Raw genomic sequence first — 16,290 nt, 5'->3', positions numbered from 1 at the left:
AGGGTTGCTGCAGGGTGGAAGGCAGGGGGTGCCCCGCCCTCCGGGCCGGGCCGCTGCGGGGGCGCCGGGTTCAGGCCCGGCGGCCGCGCCGCGCGGCGGGGCGCTCCACGGCCTCGGGCAGTGGCTCGGCCCCGGCGGGGCGGCCGGCGTCGAAGCCGAGGAAGCCGATCTCCGGCCGCGGGCTGCCGCCATCCCCGGCGAAGAGCCGCGCGCGCACGGGCGCGGAAGGGGCGGTGGGGGCCGTACGGCCTCCGCGCGGCGGGTCGCTCAGCAGGGCGGAGGGACGGGCGGGCCCGGCCTCCTCGGCGCGGGCGGCGGCCGGCGCCTCACGCCCGTTCCGGCCGCGGCCCGCGGCGGGGGCCGGTGCTGGTGTCGGTGTCGGTTCCGGCGCCATGGTCGGGCCGCTACCGGCGCTGCCGCGGGCGGAGAGGAGATAGAAGGCGATCTCCGTCCGCCCCTGGTCCACCGCCGCGTCCACCGGCGTCAAGCCGAGCTGGTTGCGGGCGTTGAGGTCGGCGCCGCGGCTCATGGCCTCCTTCACCGCCCCCAGGTCGCCGCGGTTCACCGCGTCGAAGATCGCATCGTTGGGGGAGAGGTTCGCGCTCGGCGTCTCCGCGGGGATGGGCTCCACCGCGCGGCGGTTGGCCAGGCCGGGCAGGGCGGGCGGCGGCGGGCGGGCCGCGTTGCCGGCCGGCGGGGGCGCGCCCCGTCCCGCCATGCCGCCGCCCATCTGGGCAAAGGCGGGCGAGGCCAGCAGCGGGCCGGCCAGGGCGAGGAGGAGAGGGAGGCGGCGCATGGTCACTCCTATAGCCCTCGGCGCGCGGCGGGGCCAATCCCGCGGCGCCCGGCTGCCCTCTCGGCGGCAGCCGGTCCGTTATACCCGGTCAGGCGCAGCCCTGGCCGCGGAAGCTGAAGCCGGAGACGCGGCCGTCGTTCAGCGCGAAGGTCACGTCGCACTGCACGGGGGCGTAAGTGGTGCCGACGAAGCCGCCGCCGTAGAAGCCGCGCCCGTAGGGCCCGTAGAAGGGCCCACCCCCGAAGCCGGCGGGGAAGGCGACGGTGCGCTGCTCGTCGTACTGCAGGAACTTCTGCCCGCCCGTCTCGTAGTGCCGCGTCGGCACGCCGAGCGCGGAGACCAGCTCCAGCTCCGATCGGCCGACGAAGGTGGAGAGCCGCTGGTCCAGAGTGGGCCCGGTGGCGCAGGCGGCGAGGGCAAGAAACGGGAGGAGGGACAGGGCGCGGATCATGCCCAGCATCTGGGGTGTCCGGCCCGGTTGCGGAAGGACCGTGTTCATGATTCGGGCCTGCTGGCGGAACGCGCCGCCATCAGCGGCCCGGGGCGGGGCCGTCCGCCGTGATCCCGGCCTCTCGCACCAGGCTGCCCCAGCGCTCCATGTCGGTAGCCATGCGCCGCCGAAAGGCCTCGGCCGTGCCGCCGGCCACGTTGTAGCCCTGCGACTCCAGCGCCTGCACCGTCTCCGGGGCGGCCAGCACGGCGTTCACCGCCTCGTTCAGCCCCTCCAGCGCAGCCGGGGACACGCGCGAGGGGGCGAGAAGGCCGAACCAGTCCCGCACCGTCACGCCCTCCACCCCGCTCTCGGCCAGGGTGAGGGCCTCGGGCAGCAGGGCGAGGCGCGCGGGGGCGGTGACGGCCGCGGCCAGCAACGGGCCGCCGCGCGTCAGCTCCGCCGCGCCGCTTACGGGCATGAACATCGCCTGCACCTCGCCCGCCGTCACGCCTGTCACCGCGCCGGCGGTGCCGCGATAGGGCACGTGCAGCAGCCGCAGCCCGGCCTGGCGCTGGAACAGCTCCATCAGCAGGTGGTGCGGCGTGCCGATGCCGGGGGATGCGTAGTTCAGCGCCTCCGGCCGGGCGCGGGCACGGGTGATGAATTCCGCGAGGTCGGCGCCGCCGGACGGGTGAAGCACCAGCGCGTAGTCCACCTCCGTCAGCATCGCGATTGGGGCGAAGGAGGCCAGCGGGTCGTAGGGCAGGCTGGCGTAGAGGCCGGCATTCATCACCAGCGTGGTGGTGTGGACCATCAGCGTGTGCCCGTCCGGCGCCGCGCGGGCGACGAGGCCGGCGCCGATATTGCCGCTGGCGCCCGGCCGGTTGTCCACCACCACGGGCTGGCCGAGCCGCTTCTGCAGCCCTTCCGCCAGCACGCGCGCCACGATGTCGGGCGGCGCGCCGGGGGTGAAGGGAACGATGATCGTGACGGGCTGGCGGCCATTGGCGGTCTGGGCGATGGCCGGGGTGGCGAGCATGGCGGCTGCCCCGGAGGCGAGCAGAAGCCTGCGACGGGCGAGGCGCGGTGGAGGGCTGGCGAGGTCCATGGCGGGCTCCGTCCGGATAGGCGGGCCGGAGATAGCCAATCCGCAACTCACTCGCAATTGCGGGAAGCGCGGGTCTGTCCCGGCTTTACGGCGCCCGGCCCCTTCCTTCCCGCCCCGTCCCGGCGCAACCATTCGCACCGCACCGCGAAAGGACGCCCGCCTTGCCCGATCCCGCCATCCTCGACCGCCTGCGCGCCGCCGTGGAGAAGAACTTCGAGGCCGAGACCGCCTTTCTCTCCGAGCTGGTCCGCTTCCCCAGCCTGCGCGGGCGGGAAGCGCCGCTGCAGGACTGGTTCGCGCGGCAGATGGCCGGGCGCGGCTACCAGGTGGATCGCTACACCCTCGCCGACGTGCCGCTCGAATCGCACGAGAAGGCGGCGCCGATGGTGGATGTGGACCCCGCCGGCTCCGTGCAGGTGGTGGCGACGAAGCGCGCGAAGGAAGCGGGCGGGCGCAGCCTGATCCTGCAGGGCCATATCGACGTGGTGCCGGAGGGCCCGACCTCCATGTGGACGCACCCGCCCTATGCCGGGGTGGTGCGCGACGGCTGGCTCTATGGCCGCGGCGCGAACGACATGAAGGCGGGCGTGGCCGCCATGGTCTTCGCCATGGACGCGCTGAAGGAGGCCGGGCTGACGCCGAAGGGCGACATCCACGTCCAGACCGTGACGGAGGAGGAGAGCACGGGCAATGGCGCCCTCTCCACGCTGCTGCGCGGCTATCGCGCCGATGCCTGCCTGATTCCGGAGCCGACGGCGGGCACCATCACCCGCGCGCACACCGGCACCATCTGGTTCCGCCTGCGCGTGCGCGGCGTGCCCGTGCATGTGGCGGTGGCCGACAGCGGCACCAACGCCATCCTTTCCGCCATGCACCTGATCCAGGCGCTGCAGAAGTTCACCGTGGAGCTGAACGAGAAAGCGAAATCCGATCCCTCCTTCGGCGGGGTGAAGAACCCCATCAAGTTCAACCCCGGCATCATCCGCGGCGGCGACTGGGCCTCCTCCACGCCTTCCTGGTGCGAGGTGGACTGCCGTATCGGCCTCACGCCCTCCATGGAGGTGGCCGAGGTGCAGAAGGGAATCGAGCGCGCGGTGGAGGCGGCGCGGGCGGGCGACACCTTCCTTGCCAACAACCCGCCGGAGATCACCTGGCACGGCTTCGTCGCGGACGGCTACGTGCTGGAGGAGGGCAGCGAGGCGGAGCGCGTGCTGGCCGCCGCGCATGAGCAGGCCTTCGGCGCGGGGATGGAAGCGCGGCTCTCCACCGCCGTGAACGACACGCGCTACTACGGCCGCTACTACGCCATGCCTGCCCTCTGCTACGGCCCGGGCGGCGAGGGGAATCACGGCTTCGACGAGCGGACGAACCTCGATCTGCTGAAGAAGACGACGCTCTCCATGGCCGCCTTCATCGCCGACTGGTGCGGGGTGGAACAGGGCTGACCTCATGGCCCGCTACGTCACCGGCGCCCCTCCGCCCTCGCTGGAACCGGCGCTGGTTGCCCTGCTGGAGAAGGCGGAGACCGCCACCATCGGGCACTGGCGGCTCTGGGGCTTCGTGGATCGGCACGTCGCGCCCCTCCTGCCGCGCCGGCGCGTGGCGGGCACCGCCTTCACGGTGATGCTGCCCGCGAATGACGGCACGATCCTCGCCCACGCGCTGGACCATCTGCGGCCCGGCGATGTGCTGGTGGTGGACCGGCTGGGCGACGACCGCCACGCCTGCATCGGCGGCGGGCTGGCGGTGGCGGCGAGGGCGGCGGGCGCCGTAGCCGCCGTGGTGGACGGGCCCTGCACGGACCTGGAGGAGATCGAGGAGGCGGGCTTCCCCGTGTGGTGCCGCGGCCTCGCCCCGGTCACCACACAGATGCTCGACATGGGCGGGGGAATGAACGTGCCGGTGAGCATCGGTGGCGTGGTGGTCATGCCGGGCGATGCGGTGATCTGCGACAGCAGCGGCGTCCTCGTCCTGCCGCCCGGCGAGGCGGAGGCCGAGGCCCGGCGCGCGATCGAGACCCAGGCCCGCGGCGCCGAGACGGCCCGGCGCCTCGCCGCCGGGGAGGTGCGCCTCGGCGCGCTCTCGGGCGCGACGGCGCGCGTGACGGGAGGGTAGGGCCTACTCCTTCCGCACGCCCCAGAAGACCGGCACCGTCGTCGGCCGGATGCCCGTGACATTGCTGCGCCAGGCGGCATTGGCGCGGAACTGGCCGCCATTGATGTAGGGCAGAACCTCGTAGGCGCGGGCATGCACCTGGTCCAGCAGCGCGCGCCGCTTGCCCGGGTCGCCCTCGGCGGCCCAGGCGGCGCGCAGGCGCTCCAGCTCCTCGTCGCATGGCCAGCCAGCCGGCGCCGCGTCGCAGGTGCTGGCGAGATAGAGGTTGGAGAGTGGGTCCGCCGAATCCAGCGCGTTGGCGATGGTGATGAACATGTTCCACCCGCCCTGGGCCGGCGGCTCGCGCCGGTTGCGGCGGGCCGTCAGCGTGCCCCAGTCCATCGCCTGCACGTCCATGTTCAGGCCGATCTGCTTGAAGGCATCCGCCATCACCAGCGTGGAGGCGTTGTTCAGCACGTTGTCGGTGGCGTTGAGGAAGACGACAGGCCGGCCGTCATAGCCCGCCTCGCGCAGCAGGGCGCGGGCGCGCTCCAACTCGGGCTTTTGCAAGCCGCGCGCGCCGGCCGCGGTCTCCAGCGGCGTGCCGCACATGAAGTAGGACGGGCAGTAGGGCACCTGCTCGGCGGGGCGGATTCCCATCCCTTCCAGCACGTCGCGCTGGTTCAGCACAAAGAGAAGCGCTTGGCGGGCGCGGGGATCGTTGAAGGGCGGCTGCGTGTGGTTCAGGCGCAGCCAGGCCATGCTGCCCACCGGGTTCACCGGCGACACGGTCACGCGGCGGTTGCGCTCCAGCGTCGGGATCAGGTCGGGCGGGGGCTGTTCCACGAAATCCAGCTCGCCATTGCCCAGGGCGTTCACCGCCACCGTGGCGTCGGGCATGGTCACCCATTCCACGCGGTCCACGTAAACGGCCTTGCTGCCGGCCAGCCCGTCCGGCGCCTCCTCCCGCGCGCGGTAGTTCGGGTTGCGGCGATAGACCGCGCGGTCACCGGCCCGCCACTCATTTGCCTGGAAGATGAAGGGGCCGGAGCCGATGGCCTCCGTGATGGCCGTGTTGGGCGGCGTCTGCGCGATGCGCTCGGGCATGATGAACAGCGCGCTGCCCGTGGGGCGCGCCAGGGCTTCCAGCACCAGCCCGAAGGGGCGGGCGAGGCGGATCTCGAAGGTCTTGTCGTCCACCACCTCCATCGCGCCCGTCGCCGCCGCCAGCGCGCGGCCCACCACGTCGCGCTGCGCCCAGCGCTTGATGGAGGCCACCGCGTCCGCCGCGCGCACCGGCTGCCCGTCGTGGAAGGCCAGCCCGTCGCGCAGGGTGAAGCGCCAGGTCATCCGGTCGTCGGAGACGGTCCAGTCCCGCACCATCTGCGGCTTCGGCACGCCCTTGCTGTCCAGGCCGAAGAGCTGGTCGTAGACGAAGAAGCCGTGATTGCGGACGGTCGCCGCCGTGGACTGCACGGGATCGAGGCTGGAGGCTGGTAGGCTCAACGAGATCCGCAGCGTGGTCTCTGCCGCGGCGGGCCCGGCCCAGGCGAGCGCGGTGCAGGCGCCGAGGTGGAGAACAAGGCGGCGCAGCGACATGGGGGGCTCCTTCGGCGGCTGAACCGGCCGCTCATTCCCGGAACGTTTAGCACGATCCATGCCGAGCGGAGGTGTGGCCATTGCTGCGCCCATGTCATGCCCATCCTCTCTTGCCGGATCGAACGGCAAGGGAAGTCGCGGCATGGGGGAGCAGCAGATGCTGTTGGTGGCCGGACTTCGTTGTGACCTGGTGCGGGCGTCAGGCCTGTGCCGATTGCCAGCGTTCTTTACGAACGTGTCAGGGGCGTTCGGACCTTCCGTGGAATCACCTGACATCCTTACAAATTCTGGCTGGCATTCATCTTGCCCGTCCTCCTCCGGGTGCGGAGGAACAGGCCATGAAGTCCCTTTCGAAATGCTTCACGCTGGTTGTCGGGCTCCTGGCAGGCCTCGCATCGGCGGCGCCCCGTGCCGAGGCTGCCATCTACCAGGATGCCGCCAGTTGGGCTGCCGCCCTGTCCTCCATTGGGCAATACGGCAGTACCGATTTGTTGGGGCTGCCGAGCTACGAGGCCGCCTATCAGGACGCCTTTGGCACATGGACCAAAGGCACCGTGTACGACCCGGTTCCGACCGGGCTGGCGGCCTATCCGTACAATGATCCGAATGCGACGAGCAGCCGCGGCTTCATGGCATCCTTCGCCAATCCGTCGGTCCCTGGTGGCCTAGGTGCGACGTTCACCTGCTATTCGAACATTTATCCCTGCCTCGGATCGTACCGGGTCACTTTCACGCTTCCCTACCAGATCATCGGGCTTACGGGAGCGCTGCACCTTGCGGCCGACTACTGGCCGGGGCCGGACTTCATGCCGGAGCTGGGCGGAGGGAAAATCGTCAGCGGGACCGCGTGGAAGGACCCCCAGTCGTCCTACTTCTTCGGCGCGCTGTTCGACGCCCCGACGAACATGTTCACCGTCTCATGGACCGGTCAGGCCCAGACGAACCTTGACCTGTTCGCCTCCTTCGCTCTCTCCAACGTGCAGGTCGTCACCGTGCCGGAACCCGCTTCTTCGGCCCTTCTCGGTGTGGGCCTGATCGTGCTTGCGGGCGTTGCCCGTCGGCGCGGTGCAGCCCGGCTCGCTTAGGTCGGGCAGGATTGAAGGGCGCGTCCGGCGCCCCGCCGGATGCTCCGCGGGGCTCGTGCCCCTACCGCCCCTCGCTCAGCACCTGGGCCGCATCCAGTGCCGCCTCGTACTCGGCGCGCAGCCGCGCGATCAACTCCGCCGCGGGCTGCACCGCCCCGATCGCGCCGATCCCCTGGCCCGATCCCCAGATGTCCTTCCACGGCTTGTTGCGGTTGGTGGAGAAATTCACCGAGGAAGGGTCCGGCCGCGGCAGGTTGTCCGGGTCCAGCCCGGCGTTGCGGATGGAGGGGCGCAGGTAGTTACCCATCACGCCGGTGAAGAGGTCGCTGTAGACGATGTCGCCCGCAGCCCCCTCCACGATCATCGCCTTGTATCCCTCGGCCGCGCGCGCCTCCTCCGTCGCGATGAAGGCGCTGCCGATATAGGCGACATCGGCCCCCATCACCTGCGCCGCCAGGATGGCGCGGCCGGTCGCGATGGCGCCGGAGAGGGCGATGGCGCCGTCGAACCAGGCGCGCGTCTCCTGCACCAGTGCGAAGGGAGAGGTGCTGCCGGCATGGCCGCCCGCGCCGGCCGCGACGAGCACGAGGCCGTCCGCGCCCTTCTCCACCGCCTTGCGCGCGAAGGTCTGGTTGATGACGTCGTGCAGCACGTAGCCGCCATAGGCGTGCACGGCCTCGTTCACGTCCGGCCGCGCGCCGAGCGAGGTGATAACGATCGGCACGCGGTGCTTCGCGCAGAGGGCGAGGTCGTGCTCAAGCCGGTCGTTGGAGCGGTGGACGATGAGGTTGATGGCGAATGGCGCCGAAGGGCGGTCCGGATGCGCGGCGTCGTGCGCGTCCAGCCGCTCCCGGATTTCCGCCAGCCACTCGTCCAGCTGCTCCGCCGGGCGCGCGTTCAGCGAGGGCATGCTGCCGACCACGCCGCTGGTGCACTGGGCCACGACGAGATCCGGCACGGAGATGATGAAGAGTGGGGATCCGATCACCGGCAGCCGGAGCCGCTGCCGCAGCAGGTCACGCAATCCCATGAGCTCTTCCCGTGCCGATCCTCGGGCCGGACCCTACCGCCCCTCCCGCCGCCACGCCACCACGGCCACCCCGAGCACCAGCAGCAGCGCCAGCCAGGGCGGTAGCAGCGGCAGGGCGGAAATGCCGGTTACCGTATGGTCCTCCCGCCGCACCAGCCCGATCCAGCCGGGGCCGCTGGCGTCGCGCCCCATGGAGACGCGGCGGATGTCCGGCAGGGCCGAGCCGTCGCCGATCCAGCGCGCCGCGCCGCCGCTGGCCTGGACCAGGTTGCCCATCCGCCCGGGATCGGCGCGCAGATCGGCCACCTCCGGTGGGTTCGCGGCCTCGGCGGCGGCGAAGGCGGTGCGGGTGCCGTCGGTGGCGGACCAGACGCCGGGCGAGGTTGCCGGCACCTCCACCACCGCGCGCCCGCCGTCGCGCCGCTCCGGCGCGTGGCGGCTGACCGTGCCGTCCGGCGCCGTGACCGTGATCTCCGGCGGCGGCGCGTCGGAGAGGCTGCGGCGCGTCACCGTCAGGCGGCCCTGCGTGATGGCCGCCGTCAGGTCCTCCTCCTCCAGCTCCGGCTCGCGCATCAGCCAATGGGCGATGCGGCGCAGGAGTTCCGCCTGCGGCCCGCCGCCATCGTGCCCACGCGACCAGAGCCAGATCTGGTCCGACAGCAGCAGCGCCACGCGCCCTTCGCCCACGCGGTCCATCAGCAGCAGGGGATTGCCGTCCGGCCCGTTCATGATGTTGGCGCCGCTGCGCGGCTCGGCCCGCAGCATCCGGTACCACCGGCCCCAGTTCGCCTGCGCGGCGGCGTTCGCGTTGGCGCCCGTCAGCCCCTCCGTCACGGGGTGGCGCAGCCCCGTCTCGCTCACCTGGGCGCGGAACGGCGTTTCCAGCAGCGCCGCGCTGCCGGGCAGGGGACGCGCCGGCAGCACCTGCCCCAGCGGCGTATTGGCGAGAGAGGCCGCGCCAGTGAATTCCGGCCCCACAGACATCAGCAACGCGCCGCCCTGGCGCACATGGTCCGCGATGTTGCGGAGGTACTGCGGCGGCAGGATGCCGCGGTTGGAGAAGCGGTCGAAGACGATCAGGTCGAACTCGCGCAGCTTCAGCTGGAACAGCTCCCGCACGGGGAAGGCGATCAGCGCCAGCTCGTTCAGCGGCGTCAGGTCGTCCTTCTCCGGCGGGCGAAGGATGGTGAAGTGGACGAGATCGACGTTCGGGTCCGCCTTCAGCAGCCGCCGCCAGGTGCGTTCCCCCGCATGCGGCTCGCCGGAGACCAGCAGCACGCGCAGCCGGTCCCGCACGCCGTTCACGGTGACGATGGCGCGGTTGTTCAGCGCGGAGACCTCGCCCGGCCGTTCCTCCGCGGTGATCTCGATCACGCTCGGCCCGCCGCGCTCGATCGGCAGGGCGATGCGGTGCTCGCGCCCGGGCACCACGCTCTCCGTGCGCGGGGCGCCGCCGTCGCGCCGGATGGAGAGCCGCACGGGCGTGTCGGAGGCGGGCGCGCCCAGGTCCTCGACCACCACGCGCATCTCCACGCCGCGGCCGACGATGCCGAAGCCCGGCGCCTCGATCACCCGCAGGCGCCGGTCCACCTCGCCCGCGCGGCCGGGCAGCAGCAGGTGCAGCGGCGCCTCGGCGGGGAAGTTCGCGGGCACGTCGTGCACCTGCCCGTCGGTGAGGGCGACGATGCCCGCCAGCCTTGCGCGGGAAATGTCGGCTAGGCCGCGCTCGATCGCGGCGAAAAGGCGCGTGCCCTGGTTGCCGCCCTCCTCCGCCACCACGGTGCGGATCTCCAGGTCCGGCAGGCGGCCGAGGCGGGCCTCGATCTGCGCCCGCGCCGCGGCGATCGCGGCCTCGCGCCCCGCCACGGTGGTGGAGGCGCTGCTGTCCACCGCGAGAAGGGCGATGTCCGGCCGCACCTCCCGCGTCTGCTGCACCAGCCGGGGATTGGCGATGGCGCCGAGGATGAGCAGGAAGGCCAGGGCCCGCCACCCGGCCCCGCGCGCGCGCCGCCACAGGGCCGGCACCAGCGCCAGCACCGCCAGCACGGCGAGCGCGACGACGAGCCAGGCCGGAAGGACGGGCGCGAAATCGATGGAGGAGAGGGAGCGGACCATCAGTTCCCCAGCCTCTCGAGGATGGCGGGCACGTGCACCTGGTCGCCCTTGTAGTTGCCGGTCAGCGCGTAGATCACGAGGTTGACGCCAAAGCGGTAGGCCAGCGTCCGCTGCCGCGCCCCACCGGGGATCACCGCGTAGGGGTTGCTCCCCCGCGCATCCACCGCCCAGGCGGAAGCCCAGTCGTGCCCGCCGATGATGACGGGAGAGACGCTGTCATTCGCTCGGTCCGTGTCCCGCGCCACCCATACAGGGCCGCCGGCGTAGCGGCCGGGCAGGTCCGGCAGCAGGTAGAAGGCGCGCTTCAGGACATGGTCTTCCGGCAGCGGCGCCAGCGGGGGCACCTGCAGCCGCGAGGTTAGCCGGCGCAGCGCAGCGTCCGCGCCCAGCGAGACGCCCTCGCCAGAGCCCTCGTTGCGCGTATCGAAGAGGATGATACCGCCGTTCCGCATGAAGGCGTTCAGCGCCTCCACCGCCCGCGCGTCCGGCGCCGCCGCGTCCGGCAGCACCACCCAGAGCAGCAGGGGATAGAGGGAGAGGTCGTCCACCCCCGGCCGCAGCGCGACGGGCTCGGCGAGGTTCGCGGCGGTGCGGCGGTTCACGTACTCGGAAAGGCCCACCAGTCCCTGGCGGGAAACGTCGTCCGTCGCCGTGTCGCCGGTGACGACATAGGCCAGCCGCGTCGCCAGCGCCGCCGCGCCATCCTGCGGCGGAGCCTGGGCCTGGGCCATCCCCGGCGTGAGGATCGCGAGCGCAAGGAGGGCGGCGCGGGCGCGCAGCCCCAGCCCGCGGCTTTGCAGGGACAGCAGCAGGTCCGCCGCCAGCAGCACCAGCGCCGCGGCGAGCAACCAGGGGCCGAGGTCCCTCTCCACCGGCACGCCGCCGATCCGCGTCTCCCGCGCTCCGGAAGGCGGTGCTGCCGCGGGGGCCGGGGCGGGCAGGTGGGCCGAGAGATTCAGCGCCCGCCGCTCCCCGCCCTCGCCGGGGGTGCCGTACCAGCCCGGCGGGTGGCGCGGGCCGGGCGTGGTGGAATCCAGCCGCGCGGCAAGGATCGGGCCTGCGGCAGGGGGCGGGGCACCCAGACGGCCGAAGCCGTCCAGCGTCTCCACCGGCGCCAGGGGCGCCTCTCCCTCGGAACCGGCCACGCCGGAGGAGAGGGCCACGATGCGCCGGAGCATGTCGATGTAGAGGCCGGAGAGCGGCAGGTTGGACCAGTCGGCATTGGCCGTGACGTGGAACAACACGATCCGCCCCTGTCCCCGGTTCTCGAAGGTGACGAGCGGCGTGCCGTCGGACAGCCGCGCCCAGCTCCGCTCCGCCAGCCGGGGAACCGGCTCGGCGAGAACCTGTGTGGTGACGGTCACCTCGGCCGGCGGAGTCAGCCCGGCGAAGGGGCTGCCTTCGGCGAAGGGGGCCAGCGTCTGCGGCCGTTCCCAGGAAAGCGCGCTGCCCAGCGCCCGCTCCCCCGCGCGCAGCGGCACGGGCAGCAGCGCGTCGCCCTTCTCCGCCAGCCGCGGCCCGGCGAAGCGCAGCAGCAGCCCGCCGCCCTCCACGAAGCGCGTCACCGCCTCCGTCTCCGCCCCTTCGGCCAGCGGCCGGTCGGCCAGCACCAGCACGGCAAGGCGGCGCGAGAGCAGCGTCTCCAGCGTGCCGCGCCGCACCTCCGCGAATGGGGAGAGGGCGCGGTCCAGGTAGTAGAGCGAGCCGGTCAGGGGTGTGTCCGCCGCTTCCTCCTGCGCCGCCAGCAGCCCCACGGGGCGGCGGCGGAAGCGCTCGTCCAGCAGCACCACGCCGGCGGCGCCGGGAGGCGCGCCCGCTGACGCTCCCTCCAGGGCCAATTGCGTCACGCTGTTGCGGATCTCTACCGGCAGCTCCAGTGCGCCTTCCACCTCCGTAGCGCCAGCGGCCAGGGCCAGGGTGGCGCGGCCAAGGGTGCGCCCGTCCGGCGTCATCGCCAGCACCGCCGCCTCGCCCGCCGGGCCGCCGGGCGCCCGCCGCAGGCCGAGCACGAGCCGGTCCGCCTCCGCGCGCGGCGGCAGCAGCACACGGGCCGTGCCCGGCGCGCCGAGCGCCACCTGCAGGGGCCCGGCATCGGCCAGCGCCGCCATCAGCGCCGCGCCGTCATTCCCCGCATGGGCCAAGCCGTCGCTGACATAGAGGCTGGCGAATGCACCGTTGCGCCAGGACCGCAAGGCTTCCAGCGCCGCCGGGCGGTCCGGCGCCCAGGGGTGCGGCCGCAGCGCAGCCAGCCGGGCGCGCGCCTCCTCGGCCGGCATCCACCCCGTCGGGCGCGGGGCCTCGCCGGTGGCGGTGGGGCTGGTGGAAAGGATCGCCACGCGCCGCGCAGCGCGGGCGGCAGCGTCCAGCGCGGCGCCCGCCGCAGCCATGCGGTCCGGCCAGTCGGAGGCTGAGGCCCAGCCGTCATCCACCACGATCAGCAGCGGCTGGTCCCCCGGATCGCCCTGCGCCGCGTTCCAAACGGGGCGCGCGAGCCCGAGGATGATCAGCGCCGCCGCAAGCAGCCGCAGCAGCAGCAGCCACCAGGGCGTGCGCGCGGGAGTCTCCTCCACCGCCGGCAGGTCCCGCAGGAAGCGGGAAGGGGGGAAGGACTGGGTGCGCGGCGTGGGCGGCGTGACGCGAAGCAGCCACCAGAGGGCGGGAAGGGCGGCCAGCGCCACCAGCAGCCAGGGCGCGGCGAAGGAGAGGGCGCCGGTCATGAACGCCTTTCGTGCATCGTGTCCCCAGCCCTTTCCCGGGTCATCGGGCCCCCTGCGGGGCCAGGGCCTGCCAGAGCGCCATCAGCGCAGCTTCCGGCGGATGGTCCGTGCGGTGCGACAACATTCTGAAGCCGAAGGAGGCGGCCAGGGCCGAGGCGCCTTCACGATGCGCGGCGAGACGCTCCTCGTAGAGGCCGCGGATGCCCTCCACCCGCGGCACCAGCGCGGGATCGGTGCCGTCCAGCGGCTCGAACTGCACGCGGCCGCCATAGGGCAGGGTCTCCTCCGCCGGGTCCATCAGCACCACCAGCGTGGCGCGCAGCCCGGCGGCGGCGAGCGGCGCCAGGGCGGCACGCAGATCCGGCAGGGGGGCGAGGAAGTCGCCGAACAGCACGGCGCGGGCATGGCGGACGGGCAGGTTCTCGGCGGGCGGGCCGGACTGTCCCTCCAGCCGCACCGCCAGCGCCGGCAGGGCGCCCCGGCCGGAAAGCCCGCGCCCCCCGCCCAGCAGCCGCACGCGCTCCCCGCCCCGCAGCAGCAGGGAGGAGAGGGCCAGCAGCAACAGGTCCGCCCGCGCCCTCTTGGTGGCGCGGGAAGGATGGCCGGACCAGTCCATGCCTGGCCCGGCATCCCGCCACAGCGCCACGGTCTGGGCGGATTCCCACTCCGTCTCCCGCAGGTAGAGCCGGTCAGACTTGGCGCTCTGCCGCCAGTCCACCCGCGCGGCGTCGTCGCCGGGCAAATAGGGGCGGAACTGCCAGAAGCTGTCGCCCTGCCCGGCGCGGCGGCGGCCATGGACGCCCTGCATCACCGTGGCGGCCACGCGTTCCGCGGCCACCACCAGGGGCGGCAGCCGGGCGGCGGCGGCCTCGGCCCTGAGGGGCAAACCTCCGCGGGGAAGCGGCCCCCCCTCAGCCAAGATCGGCCTTCAGCGCGCCGATCACCTCGGAGAGCCGGATGCCGTCGGCCCGGGCAGCGAAGCCCAGCGCCATGCGATGGCGCAGGATCGGCTCAGCCAGCGCGATCACGTCCTCCACGCTCGGGGAAAGGCGGCCGTCCAGCACGGCGCGGGCGCGGGTAGCCAGCATCAGCGCCTGGGCGGCGCGGGGACCGGGGCCCCAGGACAGGTGCTCTCTCACGGCGGGAAGCGTCGCGGTATCGGGCCGGGCCCCGCGCACCAGCCGCAGGATGGCGTCCAGCACCGCCTCGCCCACCGGCAGGCGGCGGATCAGGGATTGCGCGGCCATCAGCTCCGCCGCCGTCAGCGCCGCCTCCGGCCGGGCCTCGGTGGCGCCGGTGGTGGCCAGCAGCATGGCGCGCTCGGCCGCCTCGTCGGGGTAGCCGATCTCGATCTCCAGCAGGAAGCGGTCCAGCTGGGCCTCGGGCAGGGGGTAGGTGCCCTCCTGCTCGATCGGGTTCTGGGTGGCCAGCACGTGGAAGGGGGCGGGCAGGTCCAGCACCTCGCCGCCTACGGCCACGCGCCGCTCCTGCATGGCCTGCAGCAGCGCGGACTGGGTGCGGGGGGAAGCGCGGTTGATCTCGTCCGCCATCAGCAGCTGGCAGAAAACCGGACCGCGCAGGAAGCGGAAGGCGCGGCGGCCTCCCTCGGCCTCCTCCAGCACCTCGGAGCCGAGAATGTCGGAGGGCATGAGGTCCGGGGTGAACTGCACGCGGCGGGCATCCAGCCCCATCACCGTGCCCAGCGTCTCCACCAGCTTCGTCTTGCCCAGGCCGGGCACGCCCACCAGCAGCATGTGCCCGCCGGCCAGGAGGGTGACGAGCGCCTGCTCCACCACCTCCTCCTGCCCCAGGATCACCTGGCCCACCGCCGCCCGCACCCGGGCGAGGCGGGCGGAAAGGGCCTCGGCTTCCCGTAGCAGCCTTTCGGCATCACCTGTCACTTCCGTGACGCCGGGCACTTCAACCATGCGTGGCCCCTTCTCATATGGCTGGACGGTAACGCCCTGACCTCCGCCCCTTCTGAAGATGGAGGCGGGACGGTGAATAGGGAGGGTAGGGCCCTTCGATGGCGCGGAGGAAGTCACATGGCGCTGGGGATGCATGACGTTACGCAAGGCCGGAAAGCAGAAATGCCCCCGATAGCTCGCTCGCCCCGCACGATATGCGGCGATTTCCGCATGCGGATCGCCCGGGACGGCACCTGGTACTACCAGGGCAGCCCGATCGGCCGGAAGGAACTGGTCTGTCTCTTCGCCACCGTGCTGAAGAGGGAGGAGGACGGCAGCTACTGGCTGGAGACCCCCGCGGAGCGCGGGCGGATCGAGGTCGAGGATGCCCCCTTCGTGGCCGTGGAGCTGACCTGGGGCCATTGCTGCGGCGAGGGCGCCTGCGAGACGGGAGCGGGCACCCGCAAGCCGCCCGCGCGTCAGTGCCTGACCTTCCGCACCAATCTGGATGAGATGGTTTCGGCCGACGAGAACCACCCCATCCGGGTGGAGATCGATCCCGTTACCCGGGAGCCCCGGCCCTACATCACCGTCCGCCCGGGCCTGGAGGCCCGGATCAGCCGCCCCGTCTTCTACGAGCTGGTGGCACTGGCCCAGCCGGAAACGGTGGATGGGCGCGAGGTAATGGGCGTGTGGAGCCAGGGCGTCTTCTTCATCATCGACGACAGCCCGGCCCCCGACGACCTGCCCGAGGACCTCGAGGAACTGGACGACGAGTTGGCGTGACCGACGCGCTTCCCGTGCTCCTGCCGGGCCTCGACCCGGCCGAGGTTGAGGCTCGCCTGGCCGACCCCGCCCGCCTGGCCCGTGCGGAGGGGGACGTGCAGCCGCCGGTGGGGCACCGCCGCTCCGCCGTGCTGGTGCCGATCCTGCTGCACGAGGCGCCGACGGTGCTGCTGACCCAGCGCGCCGCCACCCTTTCCTCCCATGCCGGGCAGGTGGCCTTCCCCGGCGGCCGGATCGAGCCGGGCGAGACGCCCGAGGCCGCGGCCCTGCGCGAGGCGGCGGAGGAGGTGGGGCTGGACCCCCGCCTGCCGCGCCTGGCCGGGCGTCTTCCCGCGATGGTGACGGGTACCGGCTTCCACGTAATCCCCGTGGTGGCCCTGCTGGACCCGCCCGTGACCCTCACTCCTTCCCCGGACGAGGTGGCGGAGATTTTCGAGTACCCGCTGGCCCGGCTGCTGGACCCTGCCGGGCCGGAGCAGCGCAGCGGCGTGTTCGCCGGCCGCACGCGCCATTACTGGCAGTGGCCGCACGAAACCCAGACCATCTGGGGCGCGACGGCGAGCATGCTGCGGAGCCTGGCGCTGGCGCTGCGGGACTGAGCCCTACCGGCGCGCCCCGCC

At 73.0% G+C, this 16,290-nt stretch carries 14 protein-coding genes; 5 read left to right on the top strand and 9 right to left on the bottom strand.

The features are described 5' to 3' along the window. Positions 1 to 70: 70 nt before the first annotated feature. The 3 genes from NRP21_RS13165 to NRP21_RS13155 form a co-directional block, all read right to left on the bottom strand. Positions 71 to 796: an ankyrin repeat domain-containing protein gene (locus NRP21_RS13165; RefSeq protein ID WP_257716662.1), complete on the bottom strand. Its 726-nt coding sequence runs from the start codon at positions 794 to 796 to the stop codon at positions 71 to 73. An 88-nt stretch (positions 797 to 884) separates the two neighbouring features. Further along, positions 885 to 1,295, bottom strand: coding sequence for a hypothetical protein (locus tag NRP21_RS13160; RefSeq protein ID WP_257716661.1), 411 nt, complete (start codon positions 1,293 to 1,295; stop codon positions 885 to 887). A gap of 31 nt (positions 1,296 to 1,326) precedes the next feature. After that, complete coding sequence (locus NRP21_RS13155; protein ID WP_257716660.1) at positions 1,327 to 2,337, bottom strand: Bug family tripartite tricarboxylate transporter substrate binding protein; 1,011 nt, start codon at positions 2,335 to 2,337, stop codon at positions 1,327 to 1,329. A 161-nt stretch (positions 2,338 to 2,498) separates the two neighbouring features. Here NRP21_RS13155 and NRP21_RS13150 point away from each other — a divergent pair, with 161 nt between their 5' ends. Both NRP21_RS13150 and NRP21_RS13145 read left to right on the top strand, forming a co-directional pair. Next, on the top strand, positions 2,499 to 3,782 hold the full coding sequence (locus tag NRP21_RS13150; RefSeq protein WP_257716659.1) for an ArgE/DapE family deacylase: 1,284 nt from the start codon (positions 2,499 to 2,501) through the stop codon (positions 3,780 to 3,782). A 4-nt stretch (positions 3,783 to 3,786) separates the two neighbouring features. After that, positions 3,787 to 4,452: an RraA family protein gene (locus NRP21_RS13145; RefSeq protein WP_257716658.1), complete on the top strand. Its 666-nt coding sequence runs from the start codon at positions 3,787 to 3,789 to the stop codon at positions 4,450 to 4,452. 3 nt (positions 4,453 to 4,455) lie between these two features. On the opposite strand, the gene NRP21_RS13140 is transcribed toward NRP21_RS13145, so the two are convergent. Continuing rightward, positions 4,456 to 6,030, bottom strand: coding sequence for an ABC transporter substrate-binding protein (locus NRP21_RS13140; RefSeq protein ID WP_257716657.1), 1,575 nt, complete (start codon positions 6,028 to 6,030; stop codon positions 4,456 to 4,458). A 338-nt stretch (positions 6,031 to 6,368) separates the two neighbouring features. Here NRP21_RS13140 and NRP21_RS13135 point away from each other — a divergent pair, with 338 nt between their 5' ends. Then, positions 6,369 to 7,115 (top strand): PEP-CTERM sorting domain-containing protein, encoded by a 747-nt coding sequence (locus NRP21_RS13135; protein ID WP_257716656.1) that lies wholly within the window; start codon positions 6,369 to 6,371, stop codon positions 7,113 to 7,115. A gap of 61 nt (positions 7,116 to 7,176) precedes the next feature. Here the strand turns inward: NRP21_RS13135 and NRP21_RS13130 are convergent, their stop codons facing one another. The 5 genes from NRP21_RS13130 to NRP21_RS13110 are packed head-to-tail and all read right to left on the bottom strand — an operon-like array spanning position 7,177 to position 14,905. Further along, entirely contained in the window at positions 7,177 to 8,145 is a 969-nt protein-coding gene (locus NRP21_RS13130; protein ID WP_257716655.1) for an NAD(P)H-dependent flavin oxidoreductase, read from the bottom strand. Between the two features lie 33 nt (positions 8,146 to 8,178). After that, the gene (locus tag NRP21_RS13125) at positions 8,179 to 10,260 is read right to left on the bottom strand and encodes a glutamine amidotransferase (protein WP_257716654.1); all 2,082 of its coding nucleotides are present in this window, start codon (positions 10,258 to 10,260) and stop codon (positions 8,179 to 8,181) included. Further along, positions 10,260 to 12,977 (bottom strand): DUF4159 domain-containing protein, encoded by a 2,718-nt coding sequence (locus tag NRP21_RS13120; RefSeq protein ID WP_257716653.1) that lies wholly within the window; start codon positions 12,975 to 12,977, stop codon positions 10,260 to 10,262. The genes NRP21_RS13125 and NRP21_RS13120 overlap by 1 nt, the downstream gene beginning before the upstream one ends. A 40-nt stretch (positions 12,978 to 13,017) precedes the next feature. Further along, the gene (locus NRP21_RS13115) at positions 13,018 to 13,863 is read right to left on the bottom strand and encodes a DUF58 domain-containing protein (RefSeq protein ID WP_257716652.1); all 846 of its coding nucleotides are present in this window, start codon (positions 13,861 to 13,863) and stop codon (positions 13,018 to 13,020) included. Between the two features lie 25 nt (positions 13,864 to 13,888). Further along, positions 13,889 to 14,905: an AAA family ATPase gene (locus NRP21_RS13110; protein WP_257716651.1), complete on the bottom strand. Its 1,017-nt coding sequence runs from the start codon at positions 14,903 to 14,905 to the stop codon at positions 13,889 to 13,891. Positions 14,906 to 15,022: 117 nt separating this feature from the next. On the opposite strand from NRP21_RS13110, the gene NRP21_RS13105 reads away from it, so the two are divergent. Beyond that, positions 15,023 to 15,670 (top strand): DUF1285 domain-containing protein, encoded by a 648-nt coding sequence (locus tag NRP21_RS13105; RefSeq protein WP_332844178.1) that lies wholly within the window; start codon positions 15,023 to 15,025, stop codon positions 15,668 to 15,670. Then, entirely contained in the window at positions 15,667 to 16,269 is a 603-nt protein-coding gene (locus tag NRP21_RS13100; protein ID WP_257716649.1) for a CoA pyrophosphatase, read from the top strand. The genes NRP21_RS13105 and NRP21_RS13100 overlap by 4 nt, the downstream gene beginning before the upstream one ends. Positions 16,270 to 16,290 lie beyond the last annotated feature (21 nt).

Origin of the sequence: Roseomonas populi (genome assembly GCF_024594815.1) — a bacterium.
GTDB classification, from domain to species: Bacteria; Pseudomonadota; Alphaproteobacteria; order Acetobacterales; family Acetobacteraceae; genus Roseomonas; species Roseomonas populi.
The sequence above is the reverse complement of the archived record's forward strand: the minus strand, read 5'-3'. Positions and strand labels throughout refer to the sequence as shown.